A 26,738-nucleotide genomic window follows, 5' to 3' on the forward strand; every position below is an offset into this window, starting at 1 on the left:
CCCCGGCTATTGCGGCAATAGCATCGGCGGCCGCCATCCGTTCATGTCCACCTCGTCCCGAACCTTGTACGGCACGCCGCGCGAGTTGAGGAACAATCGCTCCATTTCCGGCCGGGTAAAGGGCCGCGAGCCAAGACGTCCGAACACCGCCATCTGCCCGCCTGTCTCGTCCACGGCGCGATCGCGATCCAAGCCCTTTGAGAGCGACACGGCGGGACTTGGCGTTCTCGCCCAGGCGATCAGCTCCGGCTTCGGCGCGGGAGAGAAGCCATAGAAATTGGGCTGGCTGTCAGGGCTGGTAAGCTGCAAAACTTTAAGGCCATTCCGCCCATCGGCTACATAGGCGAAGAGCGAGGCGTTAGTACTTCCCACTATCACATCCTCGACATCATTCATCAGGCCGCCGAATGTCTCCTTCGCATAAATGCTGGGTGCCGCGGGGTTGGTGATATTGATGATCGCCAGCCCGTCCTGCTTCGCCGCCACATAGGCATAGGTCCGGGCGAGATAGAGGCGTTGAGCATTGGCCAGCGGAATGGCCCCAGAGGAAACCGCGACCGGATTGTCCATCCGTGTCACGTCGAACAAGTTCACGCCGTTCCTGTCGGTTATCCAGAGATAGCGGAACTGAAGCGCCGACGCCCGTGCATCCTCCAGAGGACGCACGGCCGTAATGCGAGGCTTGAGAGGATCGTCGAGGTCAACCACCACCAGTCCCTTGGCCGCCGTAATATAGGCATAATGACCGGCAAGCGTGATGTGCCGCGCGCCGTTCAGCACCCCACCCTCATTCCAGGTCAGCGCCCGCCCAAGGAAATTATTGCCGAAGTCGCCGTCGGCCATGGTGTTGATATTGACGAGGATCAAGCCTTCCTCGCTGTCGGTGATGACAGCATAGTTATAGATGGGGTGGAAAGGCTGCTCCTGATTAATTTTGCGCAGTTCCGGCGTACTGCGCAGCGGATTGATCGGCTGATTGGTGGCGAGCGCCATACAGGTGGCGTTCTTCGTCTTCACGCGGGTGTCATGACCCAGGGCAGAGAAGGGGGCGGAAACGATCCGTTCTGAAAAGCCCTTATTGGCGACCGAAGCCACGTCATAGACGCGGAAGCCGCCTTTGCCCTCGGCAGCGAACATATATTCGCCGCGTAATTGCAGGCAGCCGACCCGGCCCTTCGTGCCTTGCGTGATATTGGCGAATTCCTCCAGCGGCTGCGTTTCGCCAGACAGCTTCTTGTCGAACCGTTTGCCACGCACCCAGTTCTTCAGCTCCCGCTTATTCTGATCGACATGCAGCTTCCAATAATCGGGATAGGCATATTTCTGAAGGTAGGAGCCGATCACCGCCTGCGGCTCTTCCCATTCAGTGACCCGGACCGCTTCAAAGCCGCCTTCAAGCCCAGTCCAGGCATGCAAACCGACGAAGTTCACATAGTTCGTGCCGAGCAACAGCAACTGCGCCATGATCGCGTTATTGTCATTGTCTTCGCTAAGATGGCAGTCGCTGCACTGCTTCGTTTCGGTCTTGCGCACGGTGTGAGGGAAATGGGGAGCAAACGCTTGACTCGAAAAGCCAATGCCGCTGATGGGCGGCTGTTGGATATAGATGCGCTCTCGGTTGATATTGGTCGAGGAAAGCACCAGCGCGGAGGTCGAGCGGACCGGAGCGATCTGGTTGCCCTTGGTGGTCATGTGACGCCCAAGCTGGAACATGTCCTCGCGCGCTACCTGTGGGTTGTAGGTTGCGAAATTGCGGGTTTCCTCCCCGTCATAATGGTGGGTCTTTGTCTTCCAGTTTGCCTCGATGGGCAAGTGACAACCGCCACAGCTCGTGGTCCAACTGAGATGGCAGGTGAAGCAGGCCATCTCCTCATCCTTGTGGGCGCGGTCAACCTTTGTCACGCCGGGACCGAAGGCATAAACGCCGTTCTCCGCGCTTGACCGGCTCATCAGCTTCGCCCGTGCAGCCTTGGCATTAAAGTGCGGATTTCCTTTCGTCACGCTGTCCTTAACGAGGCTGACTTCCCATTCCAGATTCGGATCGACGATAGAACGCTGGATCAGCTTGCGGTTGCCTGCGCCGTCATAAATCCATTCGAAGCGCCTTTTGCCATCGGCGTTACGAAGCAAGGCAAGATTGTTGCCCTGCGGCCGCGCGGCGGGGCCAGAGGTCAGCAATGTGGGATAGGCGTCCGCCGTCCCATGACAGTCCTTGCATCCAATCTCGACCGCATTGGCCACTTCGCCATAGATGAGGCCATTGCCATGACTATCCTGCGCGAAATGGCAGTCGGCGCATTGCAGGCCCTTTTCCGCGTGAATGTCCATCATGTGCACGGTTTTGCCGGGGTTGACACCGGGCGGCACGAACTTGCCCTCGTCCGCCTTGCGCCATTTTTCCGGATCGTCATTGGCGACGACCTTGCCGTCGGCATCGAGCAGATTGCCCTCACGATCCCGTTTCAGGATCGCCCGGAAATTCCACCCATGACCATGATAGTCCGCGAATTGCGTATCTTTCAGCTTTGGGTTGAGGTCATACACATCGCGCAAGAAATCGACGTCCGCCCATTTGCCGCGTGGAGCCGCACCTTCCGGATTGCGCTCCAGGACCTTGTGGACTTCCTCGGCGGTCGGATATTTCTGCTTTTCCGGCCACATATGCTGCGCGTCGGACTCATAGTCCCACATGGTGTAGCCCAGATAGCTGTTCAGGAAGATATTGGGCTGGTGCATATGGCAGTTCATGCACTGGCTGGTCGGGATTGCGCGGGTAAATGCGTGACGCAAGGGGTGGCCTCGCTCCCTTATGCCGGGCTGTTTCAACGCTCCGTGGCCTCCGCCATGACCATCGTCCTGCCCGCCCTCCATCTTGTCCTTGATGGTGGGATCGATAGTGATCGTCTGACCATCGCGGCCATATTGCGCATAGATCAGGCTATGCCGGGGCTCCCGATCATTGGCGTAAATCACATGGCAGGAGGTGCAGCCCGAATGGCGATAGTCGCCCGGCTGGTCATTGGTCCCCATGAACCAGGTAAAGGGATCGTTGAGCCGCGTCTTGTGAATGTTGAGCACCGGAATAGCCACGCGCAGGCCGGTTCCTGGCCCACGGTTGGACTGCTTCAAATCCGGGCGGCCCGGCTCCTCCAGCCGTTGGATCGAGCCCGTGGGATTTGGCAGCCCGATCTCGGGAAATTGCGTGTTGATGTTACGTCCGCCGCGCTCGAACACCCGGAAAATATCGCCGGGCGGAATAACCTGCCAGGTAGGAAGCGGATAAAGTTCGGCCAACGCACCGCGTTTCTTCTGTTCATCGGTTAGGGTTCCGGGCGGCGTTCCTGGAGATATGATCTTCGCCGCCTCTCCCTCTTTTGTGTAGGCCTCGCCAAAGATGTAGTTTTTGAACGGAACGATGCCATTATTATAAGCAGCGCCGCCCCAAAGCATCGCGCCCGATGCCATTAACGACCGTTCGGCGGCTTCAATGGTTTCGATATGGCAGGCGCCGCATGCTTCCCGCGCGACGCGGTAATCGCCGGGATTGATGAAGCGTATATATTCGGGCGCTTCCTTGTTGAGCAGGGCATAGCTGCGTTTCGGATTGGCCGAAGACGGAAAGTGCCAGCTTTCGGGATATTTGGGCAGCACATGCGCCTTGTCGCGTGCAGCCACATAGGCGGGATGGTCATGCGGCAGGTCGGCGTCGCCTTTGACTGCCGCATTACCGCCATGACAATCGACGCAGCCCAGCTTTACGGCAGGGGTGGCGTGCATGCTCGGCTGGTCGGTCTGAACATGACAGCTGTAGCAGCCGGACGATTTTACCGCGACATCCTCGTCGGTTTGGCTCATTGGCGCGGGCGGAGTGACGGCATAGGTGCGCTGAACCGGCTTTTCGTCGTCGCTGGCGAAAGTGGCGGTGAGGGGGATGAGGAGGAAGAGGGCGAGGAGAAACGCTAACCTCGCCCATCCCCACTCGTGGAGGCGGGAATCTATCTCCTGCCTTCTCCACAGACGCGAGGTCCGGAGATGGATTCCCGCCTCCGCGGGAATGACGAGGAAAGGGGGACGTCCAACCCCCATCAGAAACTCACAATCGCGTTGGCGAGGATCGAATAATAAGCGCCGTTCCCCTCCTGATTGTCGAAAAGGTCCCGAAAACCGTCACCCGCGATCAGTGTGGCGGCGGATAGCCGAAAGACGATGTTCTGCGTCGCTTTGGGCCGCCAGATCGCGGCGGCGGAAAGGTCCCAGCCGATGTCGCCTGGAATGCTGCCTTCATTACGCAGCGCCTGGAGCACCGCTGTATTTTCAAACCAGAGATGATTGGCATTGCCCGAAAGCCGCAAGGCAGGGGTCAAATCGAAGTCGGCCCCGGCCCCCAGCAGAATTGTACCCGGGTTATTGAAATTGCTTTGTCCCTGCTCTTTGGACGAGCGCAGACTGTTCAAAATGCCATTGCGGCCATTGATGCTGATAGCGCGCCCTCCGCCAGCGAAGGGGATCGTCTGCCGGATCCAATAGCTTGTATCCGCACCGGCAAAGATCGGGTTCTCGAAAATGGCGTCGAAGCCACCTTCCGTGTCGTCATGGGGATCGCTGTCGCCGCTGGCATAGAGGCCCGAGGCGCGGAAACGCATCCAATCATGGTCATAGCTGAGTTCAGCGGCCGCGAAGAATGCGCGGATTTTCGCCTCTTCACTGGTGAAGAAGCTGTTCCGGTCCTTGCCCAGCGCGCCATAGATCGCTCCGGTGACATTGACGCGCCCCACCCGGCCATCGGCATTGTAGCCCAAATACAGAACGTCATAGTCGCGGCCCCGAAGATCCCCCAGCAGCGCGGGACGAACCGGAAAGCCGTTATCATCGACCTCGATCTCGCCACCCTCGCGATTGCGGTTATAGACTGCCGTCAGCTGGCTGGTGAGGCCGGGAAAAGGAAGGTCCTGCCGGTATAGATTGGCGATGAAGACCAAATCGTCGCGGGGGCGCTGAACAATGCTGTTGAGTCCGCTGTTGGTGTCTTTCTCCAGCCGCCAGAAAGCCGCCAGATTGAACTGAAAACGGTTATTGTCGCGATTGCCGAAAAAGCGGATGCCAAGCTGCTGATCGTTGAACAGGAAGCCACGAAAGTCGCTTTGAAACGGCTGAATCCCCACACGGATGGACTCAAAATCATAGCGGTCGGACGTGTTGCGCAGGTGATAGTCGATAAACGCTTCCTGCACGCCCAGAAAGTGGTCGGTCCGGTGGCTGGGTCTGGATGGCTTGACCGAAAGCACCCGCCGTTCCGGCACGTTCACATGATTGATATTGTATGCGAGCGTCAGCCGGTACTCGATCTCCGGGGGCTTGAAGGCGGTCGCCCCCTTGATCAGCGCGACACCGCCGATGAAAGTTTGCGAGAGCACATAGCTCGCATCTTTGCCAAATACGTCCAGGCTCCCGGGGCGCTCTGTCGTCTGAACGCCTACAGGAATGGGAAAAGTACGCGGCTCAATCACTGTGTCGGACACAGCGTTCACGACCAGAAACCAGTCATCGCCTTTGATTGACAGCCAGGGGACCTTCGCGCGGTCGATCGGGCGGTCGCCCTTTAGCGTGTTCTGGTTATAGGGATCGAACCAGCGCTCCTTCACCAGCCCCAGCGATTCTATGAGACGCCAGCGGTCGGGGATGGGAAATTGGTCTGTTGGAAAGGCTTCGGGAGGCGGCGGACGCACCGCCCCTTCATTTTCCTGCGTTACCCGCTCGGGCAGGGAACGTTGCCGACCTGGACGCATGCGCCCTTCGATCAAGGCGTCGTCGGCCTTGCTTTGGGGTGGTTGCTCGCCATCAACCAAAACTGTTTCAGCCGACATTTCCTGCCGTTGGTCCGGCGCGAATGTGTCTCTACTCCGCTCGACGGGAACGGTGACGGGGTCAGTGCTCCCTTGAGCCGCCGCTAAAGCCAGAGCGGATAGTATCAATATGGTCACAGCCCCTCACACACATTCTGCTGGGAGGTGCCGATAAAAGGCGCGAAGGGACAATTGATGTAACGCAGTCGAACGCCCGCGCCCACATCGACCACGATCTGATCCGCCCGGATTCCCATTGGCGCATTGCCGATGTCGCCCACTCGAATTCCACCTTCATGGGTGCCAAGAAAACTGATCATGTCGTCCTGGTCGATGCCGTCGCCCGACACGCCGATCGCGCCCACGAGCTGGTTGCCGCGATAAATCGGGACTGAACCCGGAAAGATCTGAATGCCATTGGCCAACCGGTTCTGCCCTGGCGTCGCCGTACAGGCTTGCGGCGTGTCGGTCGCGCTCGCGCCTGCGACATAATCGAGGTGCGCGCCCAAATTGCCAATAATGAGCGCCGACTGCAGGCCGGTCGAAAATGGATTGAACTGTGCGATGGGACGGGAAAGCGGCCCGTGCGGTTGGCCTACTTCTCCATCCGGGAAATAGGGGCGGGAAAGGTTGCCACCCGCCCGGTCCGAAAAGGCGTAGGTCCCGGTCAGCGCGGTCTGATCGTCAAGGAAAGTCCGCGTCGCCTGTACGAAGCCCTGCACATCGCTGCTGGGATTGGCCAGTAGGTCGCTTGCCGCATTGGGCCCGGAAAAAAAGGCCGCCGTGCGCGCTTTTTGTAGCGACACGTCAATGCCAAAAATGGGAGCGTCGGGTGAACGGATGATACCCAACACGGCTCCATTAGTGTCGACAATGGAAATGCTGACCTGAGCTCGGCTGTCTAGCGGCTGACGGATTTGGGCCCGCGCCCGACCCATGACTCCGAACGCCTCTTCAAGCACCGCCCGCACCTCTGCTGCCGAGAGCGGCTGGGCCACTGCATCCGTTCCTGCGCGAATGGGATAGCGATTGCTTCCCATACCGTCGGTCAGAACAAAGGCGTCGCGGTCGCCGAATTCGGCGGACGTCGAGGCGCGTACGCCCGAGGCTTCACTACCATAAGGAGTGCCAGCGGCTATGGCCGGCGCAGGGCTGCCGAAATAACCGGTGACCGCCACCAGGGACCCGGATGTTGCCGCATAACTGGCATTACCATTGCTCGTCAGGCCCGAATAGCTCGCATCGGAATAGCGCAGCGATGTACCGTCGACGGTAATATGATTGGCTCGGATGGTCTCCGGCGCTTCAAAGCCCAATGTTCCTGCAAGCGCGATGAACTCTTCGGCGTCACTGTCAACATCGGTCACATTACGGTCGATGCCATAATCGCCATCGGCCATCACGCCAATGCCGCCCACCAACACGCCATTCTTGTAAAGCGGAAACCCGCCCGGATCACCCGCAAGGCCGAGCGGCGAGCGCTTGGGCCCAATCAAAGCGCCCGCGCCACTGCTGATATAGCGGGTGGCAAGATCAGAGCAGGGAAGTTGACTGAACTGCACACCGAACAAGGGGCCGCTTTCAAGCCCAACCGTCCCTGGGGCTGGCGGGAAATGTTCCTGCAGGATCATGCTGGCGGTACGCGTGGAAAAGGCATTGCCGCCGCTGGACAAATAAGCGCCGGTTATTGCCTTGGCGATTGCCCCGGCCTCTGCGGGGAAAGAGACGTTCTGCACGTCCATGTTTACGCCATTGGGGGCAGCGCTGGCCGTCGCTGTCGCGGCCGCGCCCGGCATGCGGAACACGGCGAGCACATTTCCTACCCGGTCAGTCACTGCAATGACGGCGGGCAGATTGCGCGCCAGGGCCTCAGCGGCGGAGTTGGCAAGGACCTGTTCAACATCGGCAATGGAAAGCGCTTCCTGCGCCGGTACGGTATAGAGTTGAGACGTCGTGGGGGTGGGCGCAGGCGAACCGCCGCCGCCTTCCGACCCCTCTCCACCACAAGAGGAAAGGACCAAGGCCGCGCCGGCGAGGAAGGAGGTCAGCCAACCCCTGACCGCTTTCTGTCCTGCAAAGTTGCTCATTTTTTTCATCTAAGCGCCCTTATGCTTGCCGCCGCGCTGGCCAAGGCCGCCCGGAACTCGCCTGGACGATAAGCATTGGGATCTTTCACGGCCGTATAGGCGCGATTTACATTGGCCCGGATGCCTGCCGCCGCGCCCAGGGTGACTTGACCCGATTTGACCAGCGCGTTGAGCAGAGTGTCGACCGCCATTACCGCCTGCACGGACCCTTCATAGTCGGTAAAGCGGGGAGAAATGGCGTTGCCCGCCAGCGCCTCGATGATGGCGAAGGTCTTGTCTCTGCCGAACGTCGCTGAGCTGAATGCCTCTGTCAGCGCCGCAGCGGTCTGTCGCAACTGGCTCGCCGCGCCCACCGCCGAAGCGCGATCCTTGGCCAAAGCTGCATGAAAAGCACGGCTATCGGTGTCAAAGCGCGAGGCCAGCGCCGGAGCCGCCACTTTCGCCGCGGCCGAAAGCATGATCATATTCTCGTCATTATAGGGCGGCATGCCGCCTGGTATCGGCCGTCCGGGATTGTCAACAAACGTCCGTGTCGCCTTGTCGCCGTCATAGATCGGCCGGTGGCAGCTATGGCAGTCGAAGAAGTAGAATTCCGGGAATACGCCGTCATTACCAAGCTCATGGTCGGTATAAAGCGAAAGCGAGCGCTGGAGCGCGATCGTCTGCCCTACCGCCCACATGCGGAGATTGTCCGATCGCCCCTTCCGACGGATATAATCGGCATCCTCGTCATGGTGCTGCTGCAGCGTTGAGAAAAGATCGAGCTCAAAGCTGATACGGGGATGCCCGGCCGCCATGATCCTGTGGGTTACGAACTGGCCTCCTTTGGAGCTGCCGAAATGACAATCGAGGCAGGCAGATGCCCGGGCTCTTGGGTTTTCAAGAGGGGTCATGCCTCGCTCAACATTTGCGGCGTGGGTAGCGCCAACCGCATAATGGCTCGATATCCATCCAGATGCGCCGCCATGGCAGCCTTCGCATCCAACCCCGTCGGACAGCTGAAAACGTGCGCCGCGCTTTCCGGCCGGTGCAGGGTCGGCGTGGCAGCCAAGGCACATGGGCGAGGAACTGGCGTCGCCAATGCCCAGATTGCGCGCGATTTCGCGGCTGCGGCCGCTGGAGAGGACAGCGAAGGCCCGGCTGTGTGCGCCCCCCGGCGTGGAAGGCTCCTGCCATCGCATCAGTTCATCCTGACGCACGATCTTGCCATCGGCCTCCATTCGGCCATGGCAAGTCGTTCCCGCACAGGAGGCGACACCAAGGTGAATATTGCCTTCATTCGACGTCGCGGCAACGACCGGGGCTACCGAGGGCGCCGCGCCTGTGAAGACAATGGCCGCCGCCAATACCAAGAGGACACAGGCCATCGCCCAGATCCCGCGATGGTTTTCAGCGTCGCTCCCCGATGGCATTGCGTAATTCCCCCTGACCGGACACTTATTCTCTTCGGCCCGTTCATCCGGCCTATTGCCGGGTCGGGTCATCGGTTTCAAGTTTTTTGCGAGCCCCGTCAGTTCCTTAATGCTGTGCACAACCGCTGGTTTCCGCGGCTCCATCGCAGCTCGGCATCCACAGATCGTCATTGCCCGCACCCGTTACAGGCTCGTCGATCAGAGGCGGATAGCCGAAAGGCTGGAAGTCCTTCAACTCAACGACAATCGTCGGGAAAAGGTCGGATGGGGTGCCGGTGTCAGCCGGATCAAGCGGCTCTCTGATCTCATCATGCGGGGGAGGTGTCAAACCGTCATCAATGCCCGTCACCGCGCCACATAACGACGGATTAGCGATGAAACAGCCATTGATCGTCGAACGCGGATCGAAACCTCCGCTGACGCTGGTCGCCGGTATAACGTCGGCACCGCTCACAAAACTGCCGCTGCTTCCGACCAGGCGGCCATTTATGGCGATGCGCGTTCGGTCGGTTTCGGCGCTTATGATGATGTTGTTCGCTGTAAAGCCACGCCGATCCGCTATGGCGTCTGAAGCACCAAGATTTTGAATATAAAGCCCATTGGCGATGTCGAAGCTGATGGTGCCGGCCCTTAAAGCTCCTTCATCAAGCACCACGCCATCGTTCAAGGCGAGCCTGTTATTGATCATACCCATGGTGGCCGCATTCCCGACATCGGTGATTGCGGCGGCGGTTGCGACAATCACATCGTCTGAAGCAAGCCGCAGGAGGCCGGTAAGCCCGCCATTAACGTTTCGCATATCGATCGAGCCTAGACCGGCGATAACCTCCAGAGTGTCACCTGCGGTCAGGTCAAACAGATTGCCGGCGTTGAAATCGGTAAGCCTAACCGCACCAACGACCCGCAGCTTGCCCGGCGTCGAAATGGACAGGATGCCGCTGGGGCCCAAATTACCGCCGCTTCCCGCTCCCAATGTGAAGCCATCGACTATCAGATCGGCGGTGCTGGACGCCGCCAGCCGCGGTCCGGTGATGCTGATCGCGTTGGAAAAGAGCCGCAGCATTTCGGCGGCCGACAGGCTGTAGCCGCTGCTATTGTCCAAGCCCCCCATATAGGTCGGGCGACTGTCGTCATTATTCGCGAGTTCGAGCGAAACCGTCCCGATCCTGGATCCAATTTGCGCGCCCGAACCGATGACGATGTCGGATGAAGCTATGGAGATGCCATTGCCGGAAAGGAGCCCGTTTACGGTTGCGGTACCCAGGGCGTCGATGTCGATGACAGGGGCAGAGACGGCATCAAGCGTAACGTTACCCCGGCTGGTATAGTAGAAACCGGAGCTGGCGTTGGCGGCGGAACCAAGGCCCATTGCCGTCAGGTTTCCGGTCGCAAGACTGCCCCCGGCGAAGCTTGCGGTGTCACTGATTTCCATACGTCCGGAACGAATGGTCATTCCTGAGCCGCTGACATCGAGGGTCAAACTGCCAAGCGCGCGTGCGCCGGTTGCGGCAGCGGTATCGGCGTTGGTGACACGCACGAAGCCGCCCGTGCCGTTCCCAACCGTTCCGGAGAGGCCGCTGCCGCCCGTACCAGCCGCGCCGCCAATACCTTCAGATTCCAGGGTCAGCGCCCCAACAGTATAGCTCGCATCTTGTGCGTCGAATGACGCCAAACCTCCAAGGCCATCACCACCAGAGCCGCTATTGCCGAAGCCGAAACTATCGCCGCCGATGCCGCCCTGACCATTGGCCAAGATTTCCAGGGAGGTTGTGGTCAGGCTGGCTCCGGCGTTGAGATCAACTTGCGCGGTTCCGCCGAACCCAGCGCCTCCCGACGTCGCGTTGTCGTCGGTCACCGCGTCGGTGTTGCCGCCCCGGCCAGACGCATCGACACTGATGTCGCCCGCGCTCAGGGTTCCATCCGCCAGAATCAATTGCGATGTGCCACCTGTGCCGACTCCGCCGGGGCTCATGAGGTTACCGGCGGAGCTGGGAGCGCGTGCGAAACCACCGGTTCCGATGGCCGAAATCTCCAACAAACCGACAATGTCGGCGAAACCGCCATTCAGGTTGAATATTGCCTGGCCGCCAAATCCACTGCCCGCGATAAAGGCCGCAGGACCGGGGCTTTCTCCCGCTTCTCCGCCAAGGCCGTCCGCTGTCATCGAGATCGACTGAGCGCTGAGCAAGCCACTCAGCACATCGATACGTACCGAACCGCCCCGACCGGTTCCGCCGACGCCCTCGCCAAAATATTCGCCCGGCATGCCTATGCCATCGGCGCTGATGCTAAGGTCGCCAAACGTCATTGCGGCGCTGTTCGAGCCTCCGGTCAGTAATTCCAGCAGCACCGATCCGCCCGTGCCATTTCCAGCCGTTCCGCCAGTCAGTTCGCTGCCGCCATAACCGTTGGCGGAAATGAAAATCGGTCCGTCCGACGCGAAAATACCATCCTGCGCGGTTATTACGATATCGCCGCCGGTGCCGTTGCCGCCCACCGGCCCTCGCCCTCCCTCAGCCTGGGCGGTGATCTCGCAATTGCCGTTCGCGCATCCGGTGAGGATGAACTGACCGAGATTGCTTGTGGAAATGTTGACGTCGCCACCGTTGGCAGCGCCCGCGATACCGCCCGGCTCTGCATTCCCGCCGCTGGCGCGCGCGAAAATGGACATGGTGTCGAGGTTAAGCGTACCGCCATTCACGCTGATCTGGGCCGTGCCGCCAGCATTGCTGCCGCCATTGATGGGAATCGGCAATGAAGAAAATTGCGTACCCGCTGAGACGTCCATTTGCAGGTCGCCAGCGCTGACGGTGCCGCCCGTCATTGCGATGCGGACAGTGCCGCCGGTGGCATCCCCTGAACTCCCCTCCCCTACACCGGCCGTGGCGGTAGAGAATAATTGTATATTGGCAGCCGATATATCGCCGCCATCGGTGCGGATTTCCGAAGTGCCGCCCGTCGCGTTGCCTCCGGTCCCGCCGGTTGCAAAATTATCCAGCCCAGTCGCGCTGCTGCCAAGCGTCAGCGCGCCGCCAACGGTGACTTGGCCGGTGCCATTGGCAAAGAGGGTGGAAATCCCGCCCACTCCAGCAAATCCAGCATCCAGCGACAGATCGCCGGTAACATCGATGGTTTCGCCGCTATCGACCCCGGCGGTAATGGATGTAACCGCCTTGAAGTTCGCATTTCCACCGAAGCTAATGGTGCCAGAGCTAGTCGGATTGACGGTCGTGGAGCCTGACGCCCGGCCATCGACATTCGAAACAAAGCTGCTGTTGCCGATCGAAATATTGGCATTGGCGCTGGTGGTGCTATTCCGGATGCCCAACGACTGGCCGCCGAGAATATCATGTCCAGCCGACAAGATTACCGCGCTGTCCTGCGTCGCCGCAGACGCTGCCGGTGAATAACCGAAATTTCCCGTAAGCAGCATTGTAAGGGCGCTGTTCTTCGGAACCGCCGCGAGGAAAGCCCGCTGCGGACCGGCGTCTGGGGTGAGGTTCGTCGTGCCGGTGTGGATGACACCATTGGCGTTGGTCGTACCAGTCCCTATCGAAATGTCGAACAGACCGTTATTTATAGTGATGTTCGCGGCTTCTGCCCCGACATAGGCGACAGAGCCATTGACATTCACCGTGCCTCTCTGTTCGACCAATGGAGCCACGAGCGCCACATAACTCCCCGCCGCCAACGCGTTGATCTGAGCGCCCGGCTGAATCGTGACGCGAGAAGTACTTCCGGAAGTGCCCGCGAAGCGGATCTCGCCGCCAGCGCCAAACAAGCCAGGCCCCGATGTGTCGATCGCATTGGTTGTAAGGACAAGCGATCCCACGTCAAATACCGCCGTTGGTCCGGCAATGATGCCGCCGGGAGAATAGAACCAGACGGCGCCGCCTGGACCATTGCCCAGCTGCGATTGAACCGTGCCGTTGAATGCGACCGGGCGAAGCGTAGGATTACCGCCGCCATCCACCGGCAGGATACGATTGAGAACGGTAAAATTGGTCGATCCGGAAGGGTCCTGAAAAATCGCTGTAGAGCCATTGGGCAGGAAGTTGACCGTCCCTGTACCCGCCGTGTCGGAAGGCTGCCAATCGATCACCGCCTGGCTGCTGCCAAGGGTGATGGTGTCGACGGTGCTTCCCTGACTGATGCTGACGGAACCGCTGACAATCGTAGGAGTGCCCTGGAAAGCCTGACCCTGCGCCTGCGGCGCCTTGGCCAGCGTTGAAAGCGCGAGGGCGAGAGCGCAGCCATTGAGCAGCGCAGCAGCCTTGCGGTTGCGGGACTGGAAAAGAGCGGACCGCATCATTATTGCCTCCACGGAACAAGCTTGGTCGTCACGGACAGCAACAGCCGGGGGTCACCCCGCCTGTTCAAAAATCCTGTCCGTTCCATCGGAACGGCCAATGTCAGGTCCACCCGCGCGTGATTGCCCCAGGCGCCACGGATGCCTCCCCCGGCAGAGTAGAGCTTTTGCGGATCAAGTCCGGCAAAGGCACTGTCCTCGTTCCAGATCCAGCCAGCGTCGAAAAAGGCGAAGGGCTGGAAAGCAAGGGCATTGACGCCCTTGGGCATGATGCTGCCATAGCGGACCTCCGCCTGCAGGCCGATGCCGCTGTCGCCAATGATCGTGCCTGGATCATAGCCGCGGCCGAAACTGTAATTGCCCGCGGACATCTCCTCATAGCTGAGCAGCGGATCGGGGCTGTATTGGAAACGGGGAGACAGGCTGAAAGTCAGCTTTGGCGTGGGGCGATATTCGCCATAGGCCGTCGCTCTCAATACGAGCGCGGTGGGATCAGCCTCTGGTTTGGCGGTCAGGCTTCCCGGCTTGCTGGCATCGAAAATCGACAATCCGTGCCGCGCCTCGACCGAACCACCGGCACGCCACCGTGGCTCGGCCCCGCTATAGCCGATAGTGCTGCCCAAACTGGCGCTGTCGATGATGTCATAATCCAGCCGGGCATAGAGAACGCGAAGCTTGTCCTTGCTCAGCCGAATTGGGCCGAAATCGACTTTCTGGTCGACGAATTCAAAGCCCAGCGTACCGAGAAGGTTCTGCGACTGACGCCGGATCAGTGGATAACTGCCCGCCAAGCCTGCGATCAGGGTCTGCGATTTAATATCCAGGCCGATATCCGGATTGGTCCAGGCGTAGGTGAGATCGCCGGTCAGGCGAAGACCGTCATGACCAACAAAAAAGCTGTGCCCCGCCTGCAGCACGGTCTGTTCGGACACATCGGCGGTGTTGAAGATACTGAACGTCGTCATGTCGCCCAGGCCAGTGAGGTCATTGACCTGCACCCGCGCCAATCCGCCCCAGCGGCCAGTGTCGTTGGAGCCGTAATTCTGGACATTCGCATCAACCTGAAACCGCTGCCTTGTGACCAGAACTTCGCCGACCACCTCACCAGGAGCAGTATTGGCGGGCCGAAGAGTAAGACGGACATCATAGCCGGGAAGGTCCCCGGCAAGCAGTAAGTGACGCTCCGCCTCATGGATGTTGAAGAGCGGGCGGTCCTTGATCGCCTCCAGATGCGCTGCGATCAGCTTTTCGCCACGGCCGGCATCGCCACGCACTTGCACGCCAACAAGTTTCGCGAGCAGCACGTCAAAGCGTACGACGCCCCCTTTCTCGATACGTTGGGGCGGAACCTGGATAGCCGCCAGATACCCCCCCTCCCGAAGGATGGTCGCGGCGCTGTCCCGGATGTCGCACAGCGCCGCTATCGGGATCTCCCGCCCCGTCTGTCCTTCCCAGGCCGGGCGCAGCATCTCCGGGGAAAGGCCCTGAAGCCCTTCGAACTGGACTGCCGATAGAGTGACCGTCATCTTGGCATATTGAGGATCGGCCAGCGGGCATGGGGCGCGTTCGATGTCACCTTCCACCGTTACCCGCGCCGGAGGCAGCGGAGCGGCCAGGGGCGGACGTCCACGCTCGATTTCTTCGCGCGTGGGAGCGCCGCTTGTCTGCGCCATGAGAGTTGTCGGCAATAACGCGGGGCCCAGCAGAACACAGGCCAGTGAACGGGCAAAGCCCATAAAAATTCCCCTTTCGTCCGCCGCATTTTTGCGGCCGGCTCTATGCCCCAAACCTACCCCAGAAGGAGCCGGATGATTGATCACGCCATCATTATCTGGTCATGGAAGTACCGCTTTAGCACGGCTTTTTTGCTTCGGCCCTGCTATCAGCGAAGCGGTTTTCATGCAAGCAAACAGCCTGAATTCCGTCGCTTTTTCATGTGACCCCTACCCCTCAGGAATGGGCTGCGCATCGGGTAGCGCGACGGTATCGACCAAAAGGTTCAGTTGCGCCTCGCAGCCGCGGCTGATCAGCATCGATGCCATGCTTTCAAGCCCCTCGCTTTGCGGCCCCAGTACCGCAAAGCTGATCTTGACCGGCTTGTCGGGACCGCCCCAGCTTAAATGATAGCTGCCCCCATCCGTCACCGGCAATGCGGCGGGCCAGGCGGCACGAAACTGTCCTTTTTCGAAAGCGATGGTGGCGCTGAGTCCGTTTTTATCGTCTCGCGCCGTCACCAACAGAGCCTGCGTCAAATCCGGCCGCCAAAGCTGGACATTGGCGGGATCAGGCACGCAGACCTTTGAACTTTGGCTGATATCCACATACCAAAGATTGGGACTGCGCGGCATTTTTCCTGCGTCAGCGCCGCCTCTCACCGCGCCGGTACGGGCACGCCGAATCCGCTGCGTTCCAAGAAGGCCGGCCAGGCTGTTGCGGGTGTCGCCGGCGGTGCTGGAAGCAGCGCTGGTGTTGAAGTTGCCAGGGCCCTTCAAGGTGCGCGTACCGCGTCCGTCGAGCACCGTCAGCACATCTCCCGCCTTTAGCGCGATCATGCTGTTATCCGCGATCTTCCTGCCCGGCGGATAGCTGCCCGCCGAAGGTCCGGCGGCCTTCACCACGATAGTCTCAGCCAGTACCGCACCGCTGGGAAAGGCAAGCAGGGCCACGCCGAAGACAAATGGTTTCAATGAGTTGATTCGGAACATCTTAGTCGAGAACATATTCCCCTCCAGCCTCACCGTGCTCAAGACGGTATAGCAGATTGGCCAGGGCGGCGTCATCCACATGGCGTTCGGCATAAGCCGAAAGTTCTGTGACGGCGCCGCTCCTGTTGGTTGATAACTGATTCATCATCGCCCGGATGTGATCGAGGTCACTAATGTCGAGGTCCGGTCTTGGTTCGAAGATGTCGACCGGCGTTGCCCGTCCGCGAAGCACCACCCGTCCCATGGGCCGCCACCAGCCGAGACTGGATCGCTCCACCGCCTCGCGGCTGGCGATGACGCTGGAGCCAAGTTGCTTGTTTGCAGCCTCCAGCCTTGCCGCCGTGTTCATGCTGTCACCCAGCGCTGTATACTGGATACGACCCTCACCCCCGAAATTTCCAACGATTGCCTCCCCGAAATGCAGGCCCACGCGAGTCCGGCCTATTGGCGGCACTCCGTCGGGGATGTCGGCGCGGAAGGCTTCGCCTGCTTGCCACATGGCGTAGGCGGCGCGGGCGGCGCGTTCGCCATCGTCAGGACGGGAAATGGGAGCGCCCCAGAAGGCGACGACGGCATCGCCCACGAATTTGTCGATCGTTCCGCCATATTCCAGCACCACATCGCTCAGCATGTCGAGATAACGGTTCAGCAGGCTCGCCACCATTTCCGGCTCGATGGCATGGGACAGCTTGGTGAACCCTTCCAGGTCCGTGAAAACGACGAAAATATCCCGTTTTTCGCCATGAAGGGCGAGGCGCTCCGGATCGTTCAATATCTCCTGAGCAATGTCCCGGGGCAGATATTTGCCCAAGGCCGACTGAGCGAATTTGCGCTGTTCGGAACCCACGGCGCGCGCCGCCGAACCCACCACCGCATAGGTGATGAACCAGCCAAGCGCCCAGCCGCTCGCCGGCAGGAACTGCGTATCCGTGCCATGTGCCTGTAGATAAAATGGCAAGGCGACGAAAAATGCCAGCTGCAGAAGAATGAACAGAGCAATTTTCCAGTTCTTGCCCTCCAGCAGGCTGGTAAGAATGCTCGCGGCTGCCGCCAGCAAGGCTGCCATCCACAGAGCCACTCCGGGCATCTGTTCGGGACGATCGCCATCCAGATATTGGGCGAGTATGTTGGCGTGGACCTCCAGCCCGATCATGCGATCCCCGGTGATCGCCGTCATCGGTGTTTCGAACTGATCGAGATCGACAATATCTCCGCCGATCAATACATGGCGGCCCTTCACCTGGTCGGCAAAGGCGGCGGCGGTGTCGGGGTTGGCGAAGAGATCGATGGGGAAGGACGCTATGACCGGCCGGTCTTCCGACAGCGGCAGGCGATAGCGGATACTGCCCATGTAGCCCTGAAACGCGCTATTTCCTGCCATGGCCGTGGCCAGCAGCGGCGGCAGATTTGAAGGCTGTGCGGGCCAGCTTCTGGCGACACCGTCGCCGTCCACCTCCAACCGGATGCTCGCGGGGCTTACCTTTGTGCCTTTCAGGCGGGCCATGAACTGGTCTAAAAATTGCTGCTGGCGATATTCGATATTGTCGGCATTGGTATTGATGTCGGCATAAGCGAGAAAGGTCGGCGTCTTCAATCCCGCGAATACAGCCAGCAACTGCTGATCCTCATCCTGCGGCTGATCTATGAGGATATCGATACCGATTGCCTTCGCTTCCAAGGCGTCGATATTGGCAAGCGCCCGCGCCAATGTTGCGCGATCCAGCGGCGAACGCTTCTTCGTATCAATGAGCGTATCGTCCGTATAGACGATCATGACTATGCGATCGTCCTGTTCGACATGGGCCGCCGTCGCGGTCATGCGCAAATCATAAAAGGCCCGTTCAGCCTGCCCGATGAAGGGAAGATACCAGCTATATCGGGCCACCAGCACTCCAAGCAGCACGAACAGCAATGTTCCCGCAACACGGCCTATGCCAATGTTGCGTAACATTCGATCAGGCTGACGAAGGAAGGATTTCACTGAGCCAGCAAAGGCCGAGCGCCATCGCCAATGATCGCGAAACCTGACCAATAAAAGGGGTGTGAGGTTTCGGCACTGTCCATCAGGGGCAATTGCGCCTTTTGCAGCGCAATACCAATGCTTTCGCCGGTCCCGTGTCCGAACAGCCCGCCAATCAAGCGCTCTGTCGCGTTATAATCGTCAGGAGCCGGCCAGTGACTCGCCACGATGGCCCTGCCGCCAGCGCCGATGAATGCGCGCACCAGTCCGTCGAGCGCAGTGCCGCCGCCGGTGCCGATACCGGCCGCCCGAGTTGCTTCCCTGCTTGCCTGCCCCGCCGTGTCGCATGCCGACAATATGACCAGGTCGGCGTCGAGCTTCAGATCAAAAATTTCGCTGAAGTTCAGCAAGCCATCGGAATTGCCGCCGCCAAAGGAGGTGAGCAAGGCCGGACGCGCGGGGCATCCGCTATGAGGAGGAGTGACCAATCCGTGGGTCGCGAAGTGCAGCACGCGATAGTCGCGAAGGTCAGTGCGCGCCATGATTGCACTATCGGTGAAAGCCACGTCCGTCATTATCTCGGTGCCGGCTGGTCCCAATAGGTTGGCGGCTTGCCGAAGTTCGGTGGCCGCGATCGGGCGGTTCCATTCGTCGAGCGGCCATTGGCATTGGGCTTCGGGTGTTCCGGAAACCGGACGCGTCATTACCGCTGGAGTAGCGTGCGGGACCGGAGCATTTTGACCCAACCCCAGATAATTGCGTGTCCCGCGCGACGCACCGGCCAGGCGAGCGTCCCGGAAGCCTCGCACCGATACCGTCGTGCTGATCGCTCGATTGCGGCCCAGCCACTGGATATCCCGGAAGTCGAATTCATCCGCATTGGGATCCTCAATGCGCTTGAGATAGGCATCGACGCCTGCCTGATCCGATATCAGCAGATTGGGCGGCAGGCGCAGCATCGCGCCGTCCGGTTCGAAGATGAGATGCCTAACCGAGGAAAGCCGCGTGTCCACGGGAGCGAACAGATCAAGATATAGCGAACGGGCTAGTTCCACGTCGAAGGGGTAAGTGGTCTGCGCGCCCGCTACGACCGCGGAAATCGTCTCGCGCAAAACATCGACCTTGCGTTCCAGTTCGGCGCTGGAGATCGGCAGGCGATATCCCGTCGCACCTGTTCCATCCACATAGAGGGCAAACAGCGAACCGCCGACACGAGCGAGCTTCATATAAGCCTCGCCGGACTTCAGCGTGGCGCGGAGGGCATCGAGCGTCACCGTTTCCCGCGAAACGGCGCGATACTGCGGATAGGCAGCAAGTGCGGCCTGAGTTTCCACCTGCTGCCGGCTAAGATCGGCGATCTTCTGTCGAGCGCTTTCGATGAGGGGGACGGCGCTTGCATCCTGTCCCCCAAGCGCCAGCTGGGACAATTCGATCCTTGCCCGCTCTATATCGCGGGAAAGGGAGACGGACTGCCGGAAAAGCCTGGCCGCTTCATTGTCTCCGGCCTGAAGCTCACGGGAAAGGACTTCCAGTGTGTCCGCAGCGCCCGGCCGCACCAGAAGCTGGCTTGCCAGGAACATGTCAGCAACCAGCTCTGGCCGGGAGGGGATTTCAGCAGCAAGCACATTGAAATAGGGCTGAAGCTGGTTGGCGATGCCCGTTACGCTGGACCCATTAGCGGCGGTGCTTGCGACGATGTCGTGATACAGCGTCAGCGCTTCGCGATTTCGATTCTGCCGCACCAGAAAAGACGCAAGCCTTGCGCGCGCGCCGTTCATGGCGGCGGTCTCTGGATATTGCGTCGCCAGCAGCTTCAGGGCTTGGCGAAGCCTGTCGTCCGCTGCGCCGGCGTCACCCTCCGCCTCATATGTCAGGGCAATTTCGGCCAGCAGTTGCGCACGAAGACGCGAGATGGAGCTAACCCGCCCCCCGCGCACCGCAATCGCGCCTCCCAGCGCCCGTTCGAGCATCGACCGGGCTTCTTTTGGCTTCCCCTGAAGCCGAAGCAACGTACCCCGGAGCTGCCCGGCCTGCGCGTCGATAATGGCCGCGCGTTCGTCCGCTGTCAGACGAACGTCCTGCGACAGGCTCAACGTTTTTGAAGCGACGCCGCTGTTGATCTCGGCGGCAAGCTGCGGCGTCAGTTCGACGGCAGCGTCAGGGGTCGGATTCGCTTTGGGGGCCGCCGTCAGCGGGCGATCCAATATGGCTGCGGCGTCGCCATATCGGCGCTGGTTCAACATGTGCATCGCCAGAAAATTGCGGCGGAGGCGTTGTTGCACCCTGTCGCGGGTCGCGATTTTGGACGCTTGTGCAAACAGAGCATCGGCTTGGTCGAACTCGCTAAGGTTCGAAAGCTGAAGCGCTTGGTTGATCAAATATTCGTGGCCGCGCGCTTCACGCTCTGCAAAAGGCACGCTCGCCAGATCATTGTCCCCGAGCCGATCCTGCAAGGTGTCGAAAAACTCCGCCGCCTCGGCGTAATTGCCGCTGTTATTGCGCCGGTAGCCTTCGGCCAGCGATGTTTGCGCATCCAGGGTGCCCGCCTGCAACCGGGCGAAAGCGGCGGGATCATCCGAACCGCTGGTGGCAATCGCTATCTGACCATCAACGGGCTTATCGGCAACGATAGTCCGCAACGCCAATAGCAAAGCGCTGTCATAGCTTTCAAATCCTTGCACGGCATAGGTGACCTTGCCGGCGCGATATTCGTGAACGACATAGCCAAGCTTCGCTCCAGGCAGCCGACACTGGCGGGAGGTTACATCGCCCAGGCCTGCAATCTGCGTCCTAGCTGGCGGGTCGCAACTGACATCCTGCTTACGGCTGGCGATCAGCCGCGCCTGAAGGTCTCCGCCACCATTGCGCAATGCGTAAAGCTGACCCACAGGCTGCGCCGCATCGCGGCAGACCAGCATCCACGTTCGGTCGAACATTCCCTGGACCGCAGGATCCGACGATTGGCTTTGCGCCTGGCAAAGCACGCCGCCGCCGCTACCGAGGCGGAAGCTGTCGGCCAAGCTTGGCCTTATGTCCTGCGCCCAGAGCGGGCTGGCGAATGAAGCGGAAGCCATAAAGGCCGCATGAACCAGGCGCAGTCGCACAATGTCCCCCATATGCTTTGCCGGAGCCCGCCGGTACGGCGCTTGCTATTTTCGTTTGAGGCCCCGGTCGGTGCTACAGTCTCGCGCCTTGCCGAGCAAGAGCTTAGGGACCCAAACCGTAACGGCAATCGGCGCAGAACCACTTATATCAAGGCGGAAAAAAACGGCATCTCCAGCGTTGGCCGCATGGTAAGCAGGAACTCTGACTATGGATTTTGGCAACTATCCTTAGGCTGAGTTTCGTCAATATAAGGTGAGTTCGATGGCCGTTCCCAAATTATCCGACCCCAGTCTTTTTGCCGACCGGGCCTATATAAATGGCGAATGGCGGCCCGCTGCATCGGGGGCGACCATTGCCGTCGAGGACCCGGCCACAGGCGAGGTGATCGGCCATATTCCCAACTGCGATGGTTCCGACACCCGCAGCGCAATTGATGCCGCCAATGCAGCCTTTGGCCCATGGCGGACGCTACCAGCCGGGGAGCGGGCGGTCCTCCTTGAGTGCTGGTATGACCTCATCATGGCGAATATCGGCGACCTTGGCCGAATCATGACTGCGGAGCAGGGCAAGCCCATTGCCGAGGCGGAGGGCGAGATTCGCTATGCGGCGAGCTTCATCAAATGGTTCGCGGAAGAAGGCCGAAGAGTGGTCGGCTCTTCCGTTCCTGCCCCCACGTCCGACCGCCGTATCCTGATCATGAAAGAGCCAGTCGGCGTTGCGGCAGCGATTACGCCCTGGAACTTTCCGGCAGCGATGATCACGCGCAAATGCGCGCCTGCCTTGGCGTCCGGCTGCCCGATAGTGGTGAAGCCGTCGGAGTCGACTCCCTTCACGGCGCTTGCCTTGGCCCGGTTGGCGGCGAAGGCGGGCTTTCCTGCCGGTGTTGTCAATGTCGTCACTGGTTCGGCGCAGGCAATCGGGGCGGAGATGTCCTCCAACCCCATGGTCCGCAAGCTCTCTTTCACAGGATCGACGCGGATTGGATCGCTGTTGATGAAGCAGTGCGCCGACACCGTCAAACGGCTGAGCCTGGAACTGGGAGGCATGCGCCCCTCATCGTCTTCGACGACGCCGATCTTAACATCGCGGTCGAAAGCGCGATGATGAGCAAGTTTCGCAATGCCGGCCAAACCTGCGTCTGCGCCAATCGCATCCTGGTGCAGGACAGCGTATATGATGACTTCGCGGCAAGGCTGGCGCGGAAGGTCGAAGCGCTGAAAGTCGGCCCGGGCAACGCGCCCGGCACGACCATAGGGCCGCTCATCAATAAGTCGGCTACACAGAAAGTGCATGAGCATGTCGAAGATGCGCTCTCCCATGGCGCGAAGATTTACGCCAGTGTGGCCACCGATCTCGATCCCGCCCGCTATGCTACCCCCATGGTGCTGACCGGCGCAAAGCAGGACATGCGGTTGGCCAGCGAAGAAACGTTCGGCCCGGTCGCGCCTCTGTTCCGTTTCAGCCATGAAGATGAGGCCATCGAAATGGCCAACGCCACCTCCTTTGGCCTTGCCTCCTATTTCTATACGGACAACCTCCACCGCGCCTTCCGCGTCGCTGAACGGCTGGAGGCCGGGATGGTGGCGCTGAACACCGGTTCGGTTTCCATGGAAATGGCGCCTTTTGGCGGCGTGAAGCTGTCGGGCCTGGGCCGGGAAGGCGGACAAGCCGGGATCGAGGAATATCTGGAGATCAAGACCTTCCACATAGCCGGCCTGAAAAGCGCGGAGTCATAACGGCGCTACACGGGACGAGCACGGGACTACGCGCCGATGCCTTAACAGGGCTGTTCGGCGAGCAGCAGAAAAGCTAAGCTTTTCCCATGGCTATAACCGAACACGTCCTCGACGACCTGATCGATCCCCTGGTGGCGTTCCGTCGTGACCTGCATGCTCATCCCGAGCTCGGCTTCGAGGAGTTCCGCACCGCCTCACGGATCGCAGAAGCATTGCAAGGCATCGAAGGGATAGAGGTTTTTACCGGCATTGGTGGAACCGGCCTTGTCGGCGTGCTGAAGTCCGGAAGCTCCGATCGCTCCATCGGCCTGCGCGCCGACATGGATGCGTTGCCGATCCATGAGGAGACCGGACTTCCCTATGCAAGCTGCAAGCCAGGTGTCTTTCATGGCTGCGGTCATGACGGGCATGTGGCGATGTTGCTGGGTGCTGCCCGGCACCTAGCACGGACGAAGCGGTTCGACGGCACGGTTTACTTTATCTTCCAGCCCGCTGAAGAAGGACAGGCGGGTGCCCGGGCGATGATCGAGGCCGGGCTCTTCGACCGATTTCCGGCCGATGAAGTCTATGCCCTTCACAATTGGCCCGATCTGCCAGCGGGAACGGCGGCAACTCGCCCCGGCCCGATCATGGCGGCGGCGGACAGGTTTGAAATCGTGCTGCAGGGCAAGGGCGGACACGCCGCCATGCCACACCACACGCCCGACGCCATCCTGGCCGCAAGCGACCTTGTGGGGCAGCTCAATACCATTGTCGCCCGACGCATCCCTCCGACGCGACCGGCCGTGCTGTCGATCACACAAATCCATGGGGGGCATGCTCATAACGTCCTGCCACCCAGCGTCGCCGTCAGCGGCACGGTCCGCAGCTTCGATCCTGCCGTGCAGGACATCGTCGAAGCGGCCCTGCGGCAGATTGCAGAGGGCGTCGCGCTTGCCAGCGGGACCAGGGCAAAGGTGACTTACGACCGCTCTTACCCGGCCACGATCAATGATCCCGAAGCGGCGGCGAAGGCCTTGGCGGCGGCAGCGTGCGTCTGCGGCCATGCCCATGTCGCTCCCGATCCCGCCTTCACGGCAGAGGATTTTTCCTTCATGCTTCAAGCAAGAAAGGGTGCCTATTCCTGGTTGGGGCAAGGGCGGGGCAAAAGCAGCGTGCCCCTTCACCATCCGCGCTATGATTTCAACGATGACGTGCTTGCCACCGGACTGAACTGGCATGTGACACTGGCGGAGCAGCTACTTTCCGTCTGATCCGCGTCCAAACTACATTTCCCAATATAGCGCTACGGGTATGACGCCGATCGCCACCTTCAACAAAAATCCTAGCCTTCTCACTCTTATAGTCTGCCGCTCGAGCCACCGACGCAATCGCTGGCGCGGATGGTAATATAAAGCGCTCTTCTCTGTTTGAAACCTTGTGTCACCAATGATGGACGGGACATGCTCTTCGATAATCGGGGCTGGAAACAGCGCCAAATTGCGGATGCCATGTTCCCAGCTGCGGTCCATTTGATCGTCCAATGGCCTTTGGATAATTGCACAGGCGCTGAGAAACGCGCGCGCGCCTTCCTGCGTTATAACGTAAGCCTGTGTGCCATAGACATATCCCATATACTCAATAAGGCTTCGGGAACGATTCAGAAAACGCCACTCTACAACTCTGAAGAACCCCGGCTTCTTGCTGTAAAGCCGCATGTATGGAATTTTCATCGCAGCAAAGTCCAGCGAAGCGAGCTCTGAAAGAAAAGCCCAGTCCACGAGGGTGTCGTCTTCAAGGATGATGCATTGGGGCGTGTTTTGGCGCACCATATCCTGCCAAATCGCATAATGGCTTGAATAGCAGCCAATCTCGCCTTTTGTGAGTTGTCGGCCCTTGTTCCTCTCTACAGCGTCCGCATCATAGCGGAGACCTTCTGGAAGACCGGTTCGCGCATCGAAGAACCGCCAGGGCACATTGATTTTTCGGGCTCTAGCAATGAAGGCCTTTCGGCGCTCAAGGGCACCAGGGTTCGAAATAACAAGGAGTTGAACTAAATAATCTCTGTCCGCCATAACTAACTATGGTGGTTACCTCCTACGCAACCCCCAAGCGGAATTTGTATTGTGAACCAAACCAAAGGTCATAGCAATATGCGCGGCAACTTTATCAGTGTCTCCTTCACTGTGTAGGCGGCATATCTTTGACTAATCGGTCGCAGCGGCGTTCCAATTCTGAATTGTAGAAGAATTAGATAAATTATTGAAAAGCAATCAATGGTGACCCCGGCGTGACTCGAACACGCAACATCCTGCTTAGAAGGCAGGTGCTCTATCCAGTTGAGCTACGGGGCCCGTTGCTGGGCGGGGCATAGCGCGGATTGCAAAGCGTGAAAACCGGGATATTCACAGTGAATGACTGAAAATCCCTCCTCCTCGCTCGCCACCCTTGACGCTTCCGCGCTGAAAGGCCGGCATTTCCGCTACTTCGACTTTGTCATGGCGGCGTTCGTCACCGTCTTGCTGCTGTCCAACGTGCTCGGCGCGGGCAAGCGGGCAGTGGTGGATTTGCCATTGATCGGGCTGTGGCCGTTCGGGGCGGGCATCCTTTTCTTTCCGGTCAGCTATATCATCGGGGACGTCCTGACCGAGGTATATGGTTATGCGCGGGCGCGGCGGTGCATCTGGGCCGGATTTGCCGCCACGCTGTTCATGGCCGTCATGAGCTACGTGGTTGTGGCCCTGCCCCCCGCCGCCGATTGGGACGGACAAGCGGCCTATGAGTCCGTGTTCGGACAGGTGCCGCGCATAGTGTTCGCCTCCCTCACCGCCTTCTGCGTAGGCGAATTTATGAACAGTTTCGTGATGGCCCGGATGAAATTATGGACTAATGGCAAATATCTATGGACCCGCACCATTGGTTCAACGATTGTAGGTCAGGGCTTTGACAGTCTGATCTTCTATCCGCTCGCCTTTTATGGTGCGCCGGGCTGGCCGACCGACCAGATCTTGCTGGTCATGCTCAGTCAGTTCATTTTGAAGACGGGCTGGGAAGCGGCGCTGACGCCTGTCACCTATGCAGTGGTGGGCGCGCTTAAACGCCAGGAGGGTGTCGATGTGTTCGACAGAGGCACAGATTTCACACCCTTCAGGACGAAGGTTTGACGCATGATCCTAACCGAAGTTGCAACTATTTGGGGGCCCATCAAGCACGCGTTTGAAAAGAGCATTCATCTGTCTCCAGATGCGGTCCATATCCATGTGGGCGTGGCGCTGCTGTTCTTCTTTGCCTGGGCTACCAAGCGGCCGCTGCATGATTGGCGGCCCTGGATGATGGTGGCCCTGCTGGAGGGGATCAACGAGATCGTCGACCTCAACCAGAAATTTGGCAGCACCGAGAATAATGTTGGCGAGTCAATCCACGATATTGTCAACACGCTGTTCCTGCCGACCCTGCTGCTGCTCTACTACCGCTTCCGGCACCGCAGGCAGCAAGCGGAAATGGAACGCCGTGCGCTGGAGCAGCCGGCGGAATAGGGAAAATTGGAAGGGTCGTCGTACCGCAACGCCGATGTCGGAATGGCCGCGGATCCTCAGCACGAG

General features: G+C 59.9%; 13 protein-coding genes, 1 tRNA gene and 1 pseudogene. 4 read left to right on the top strand and 11 right to left on the bottom strand.

The genetic code is table 11. The features are described 5' to 3' along the window. Positions 1–6: 6 nt before the first annotated feature. From HNQ99_RS10535 to HNQ99_RS10575, 9 genes are all read right to left on the bottom strand, one after another. Positions 7–4,086 carry a hypothetical protein gene (locus HNQ99_RS10535; RefSeq protein WP_184475608.1) on the bottom strand — a complete coding sequence of 1,360 codons (4,080 nt, stop codon included), beginning with the start codon at positions 4,084–4,086 and terminating at the stop codon, positions 7–9. Then, positions 4,086–5,864, bottom strand: coding sequence for a hypothetical protein (locus tag HNQ99_RS10540; protein WP_246414905.1), 1,779 nt, complete (start codon positions 5,862–5,864; stop codon positions 4,086–4,088). Before HNQ99_RS10540 ends, HNQ99_RS10535 begins: the two co-directional genes overlap by 1 nt. Positions 5,865–5,977: 113 nt before the next feature. Then, entirely contained in the window at positions 5,978–7,930 is a 1,953-nt protein-coding gene (locus HNQ99_RS10545; RefSeq protein WP_184475657.1) for a heme-binding protein, read from the bottom strand. Positions 7,931–7,935: 5 nt separating this feature from the next. Further along, complete coding sequence (locus tag HNQ99_RS10550) at positions 7,936–9,342, bottom strand: cytochrome c family protein (RefSeq protein ID WP_246414895.1); 1,407 nt, start codon at positions 9,340–9,342, stop codon at positions 7,936–7,938. A 106-nt stretch (positions 9,343–9,448) separates the two neighbouring features. Further along, entirely contained in the window at positions 9,449–13,654 is a 4,206-nt protein-coding gene (locus HNQ99_RS10555) for a beta strand repeat-containing protein (RefSeq protein ID WP_184475609.1), read from the bottom strand. Further along, a complete protein-coding gene (locus tag HNQ99_RS10560; RefSeq protein ID WP_184475610.1) occupies positions 13,654–15,387 on the bottom strand; it encodes a ShlB/FhaC/HecB family hemolysin secretion/activation protein in 1,734 nt (577 codons plus the stop codon). Before HNQ99_RS10560 ends, HNQ99_RS10555 begins: the two co-directional genes overlap by 1 nt. A gap of 207 nt (positions 15,388–15,594) precedes the next feature. Next, positions 15,595–16,371, bottom strand: a complete 777-nt coding sequence (locus tag HNQ99_RS10565) for a hypothetical protein (RefSeq protein ID WP_246414897.1) — start codon at positions 16,369–16,371, stop codon at positions 15,595–15,597. After that, complete coding sequence (locus HNQ99_RS10570) at positions 16,358–18,307, bottom strand: adenylate/guanylate cyclase domain-containing protein (protein WP_184475611.1); 1,950 nt, start codon at positions 18,305–18,307, stop codon at positions 16,358–16,360. Before HNQ99_RS10570 ends, HNQ99_RS10565 begins: the two co-directional genes overlap by 14 nt. A 26-nt stretch (positions 18,308–18,333) precedes the next feature. Further along, positions 18,334–21,390: a CHAT domain-containing protein gene (locus HNQ99_RS10575; RefSeq protein WP_184475612.1), complete on the bottom strand. Its 3,057-nt coding sequence runs from the start codon at positions 21,388–21,390 to the stop codon at positions 18,334–18,336. A gap of 292 nt (positions 21,391–21,682) precedes the next feature. Between HNQ99_RS10575 and HNQ99_RS10580 the strand changes: the two are divergent. Beyond that, a pseudogene (locus HNQ99_RS10580) lies at positions 21,683–23,157 on the top strand (NAD-dependent succinate-semialdehyde dehydrogenase). Between the two features lie 86 nt (positions 23,158–23,243). Then, positions 23,244–24,410, top strand: a complete 1,167-nt coding sequence (locus HNQ99_RS10585) for a M20 aminoacylase family protein (RefSeq protein WP_184475613.1) — start codon at positions 23,244–23,246, stop codon at positions 24,408–24,410. A gap of 12 nt (positions 24,411–24,422) precedes the next feature. On the opposite strand, the gene HNQ99_RS10590 is transcribed toward HNQ99_RS10585, so the two are convergent. Further along, on the bottom strand, positions 24,423–25,211 hold the full coding sequence (locus HNQ99_RS10590) for a glycosyltransferase family 25 protein (protein WP_184475614.1): 789 nt from the start codon (positions 25,209–25,211) through the stop codon (positions 24,423–24,425). Positions 25,212–25,413: 202 nt separating this feature from the next. Next, a tRNA-Arg gene (locus HNQ99_RS10595) sits at positions 25,414–25,490 on the bottom strand. Positions 25,491–25,550: 60 nt separating this feature from the next. On the opposite strand from HNQ99_RS10595, the gene HNQ99_RS10600 reads away from it, so the two are divergent. Next, positions 25,551–26,300, top strand: a complete 750-nt coding sequence (locus tag HNQ99_RS10600; RefSeq protein WP_184475615.1) for a queuosine precursor transporter — start codon at positions 25,551–25,553, stop codon at positions 26,298–26,300. A gap of 3 nt (positions 26,301–26,303) precedes the next feature. Further along, positions 26,304–26,672 carry a hypothetical protein gene (locus HNQ99_RS10605; RefSeq protein ID WP_184475616.1) on the top strand — a complete coding sequence of 123 codons (369 nt, stop codon included), beginning with the start codon at positions 26,304–26,306 and terminating at the stop codon, positions 26,670–26,672. Positions 26,673–26,738: the final 66 nt, after the last annotated feature.

The sequence above is a fragment of the Rhizorhapis suberifaciens genome, from assembly GCF_014200045.1.
Taxonomy (GTDB): domain Bacteria; phylum Pseudomonadota; class Alphaproteobacteria; order Sphingomonadales; family Sphingomonadaceae; genus Rhizorhapis; species Rhizorhapis suberifaciens.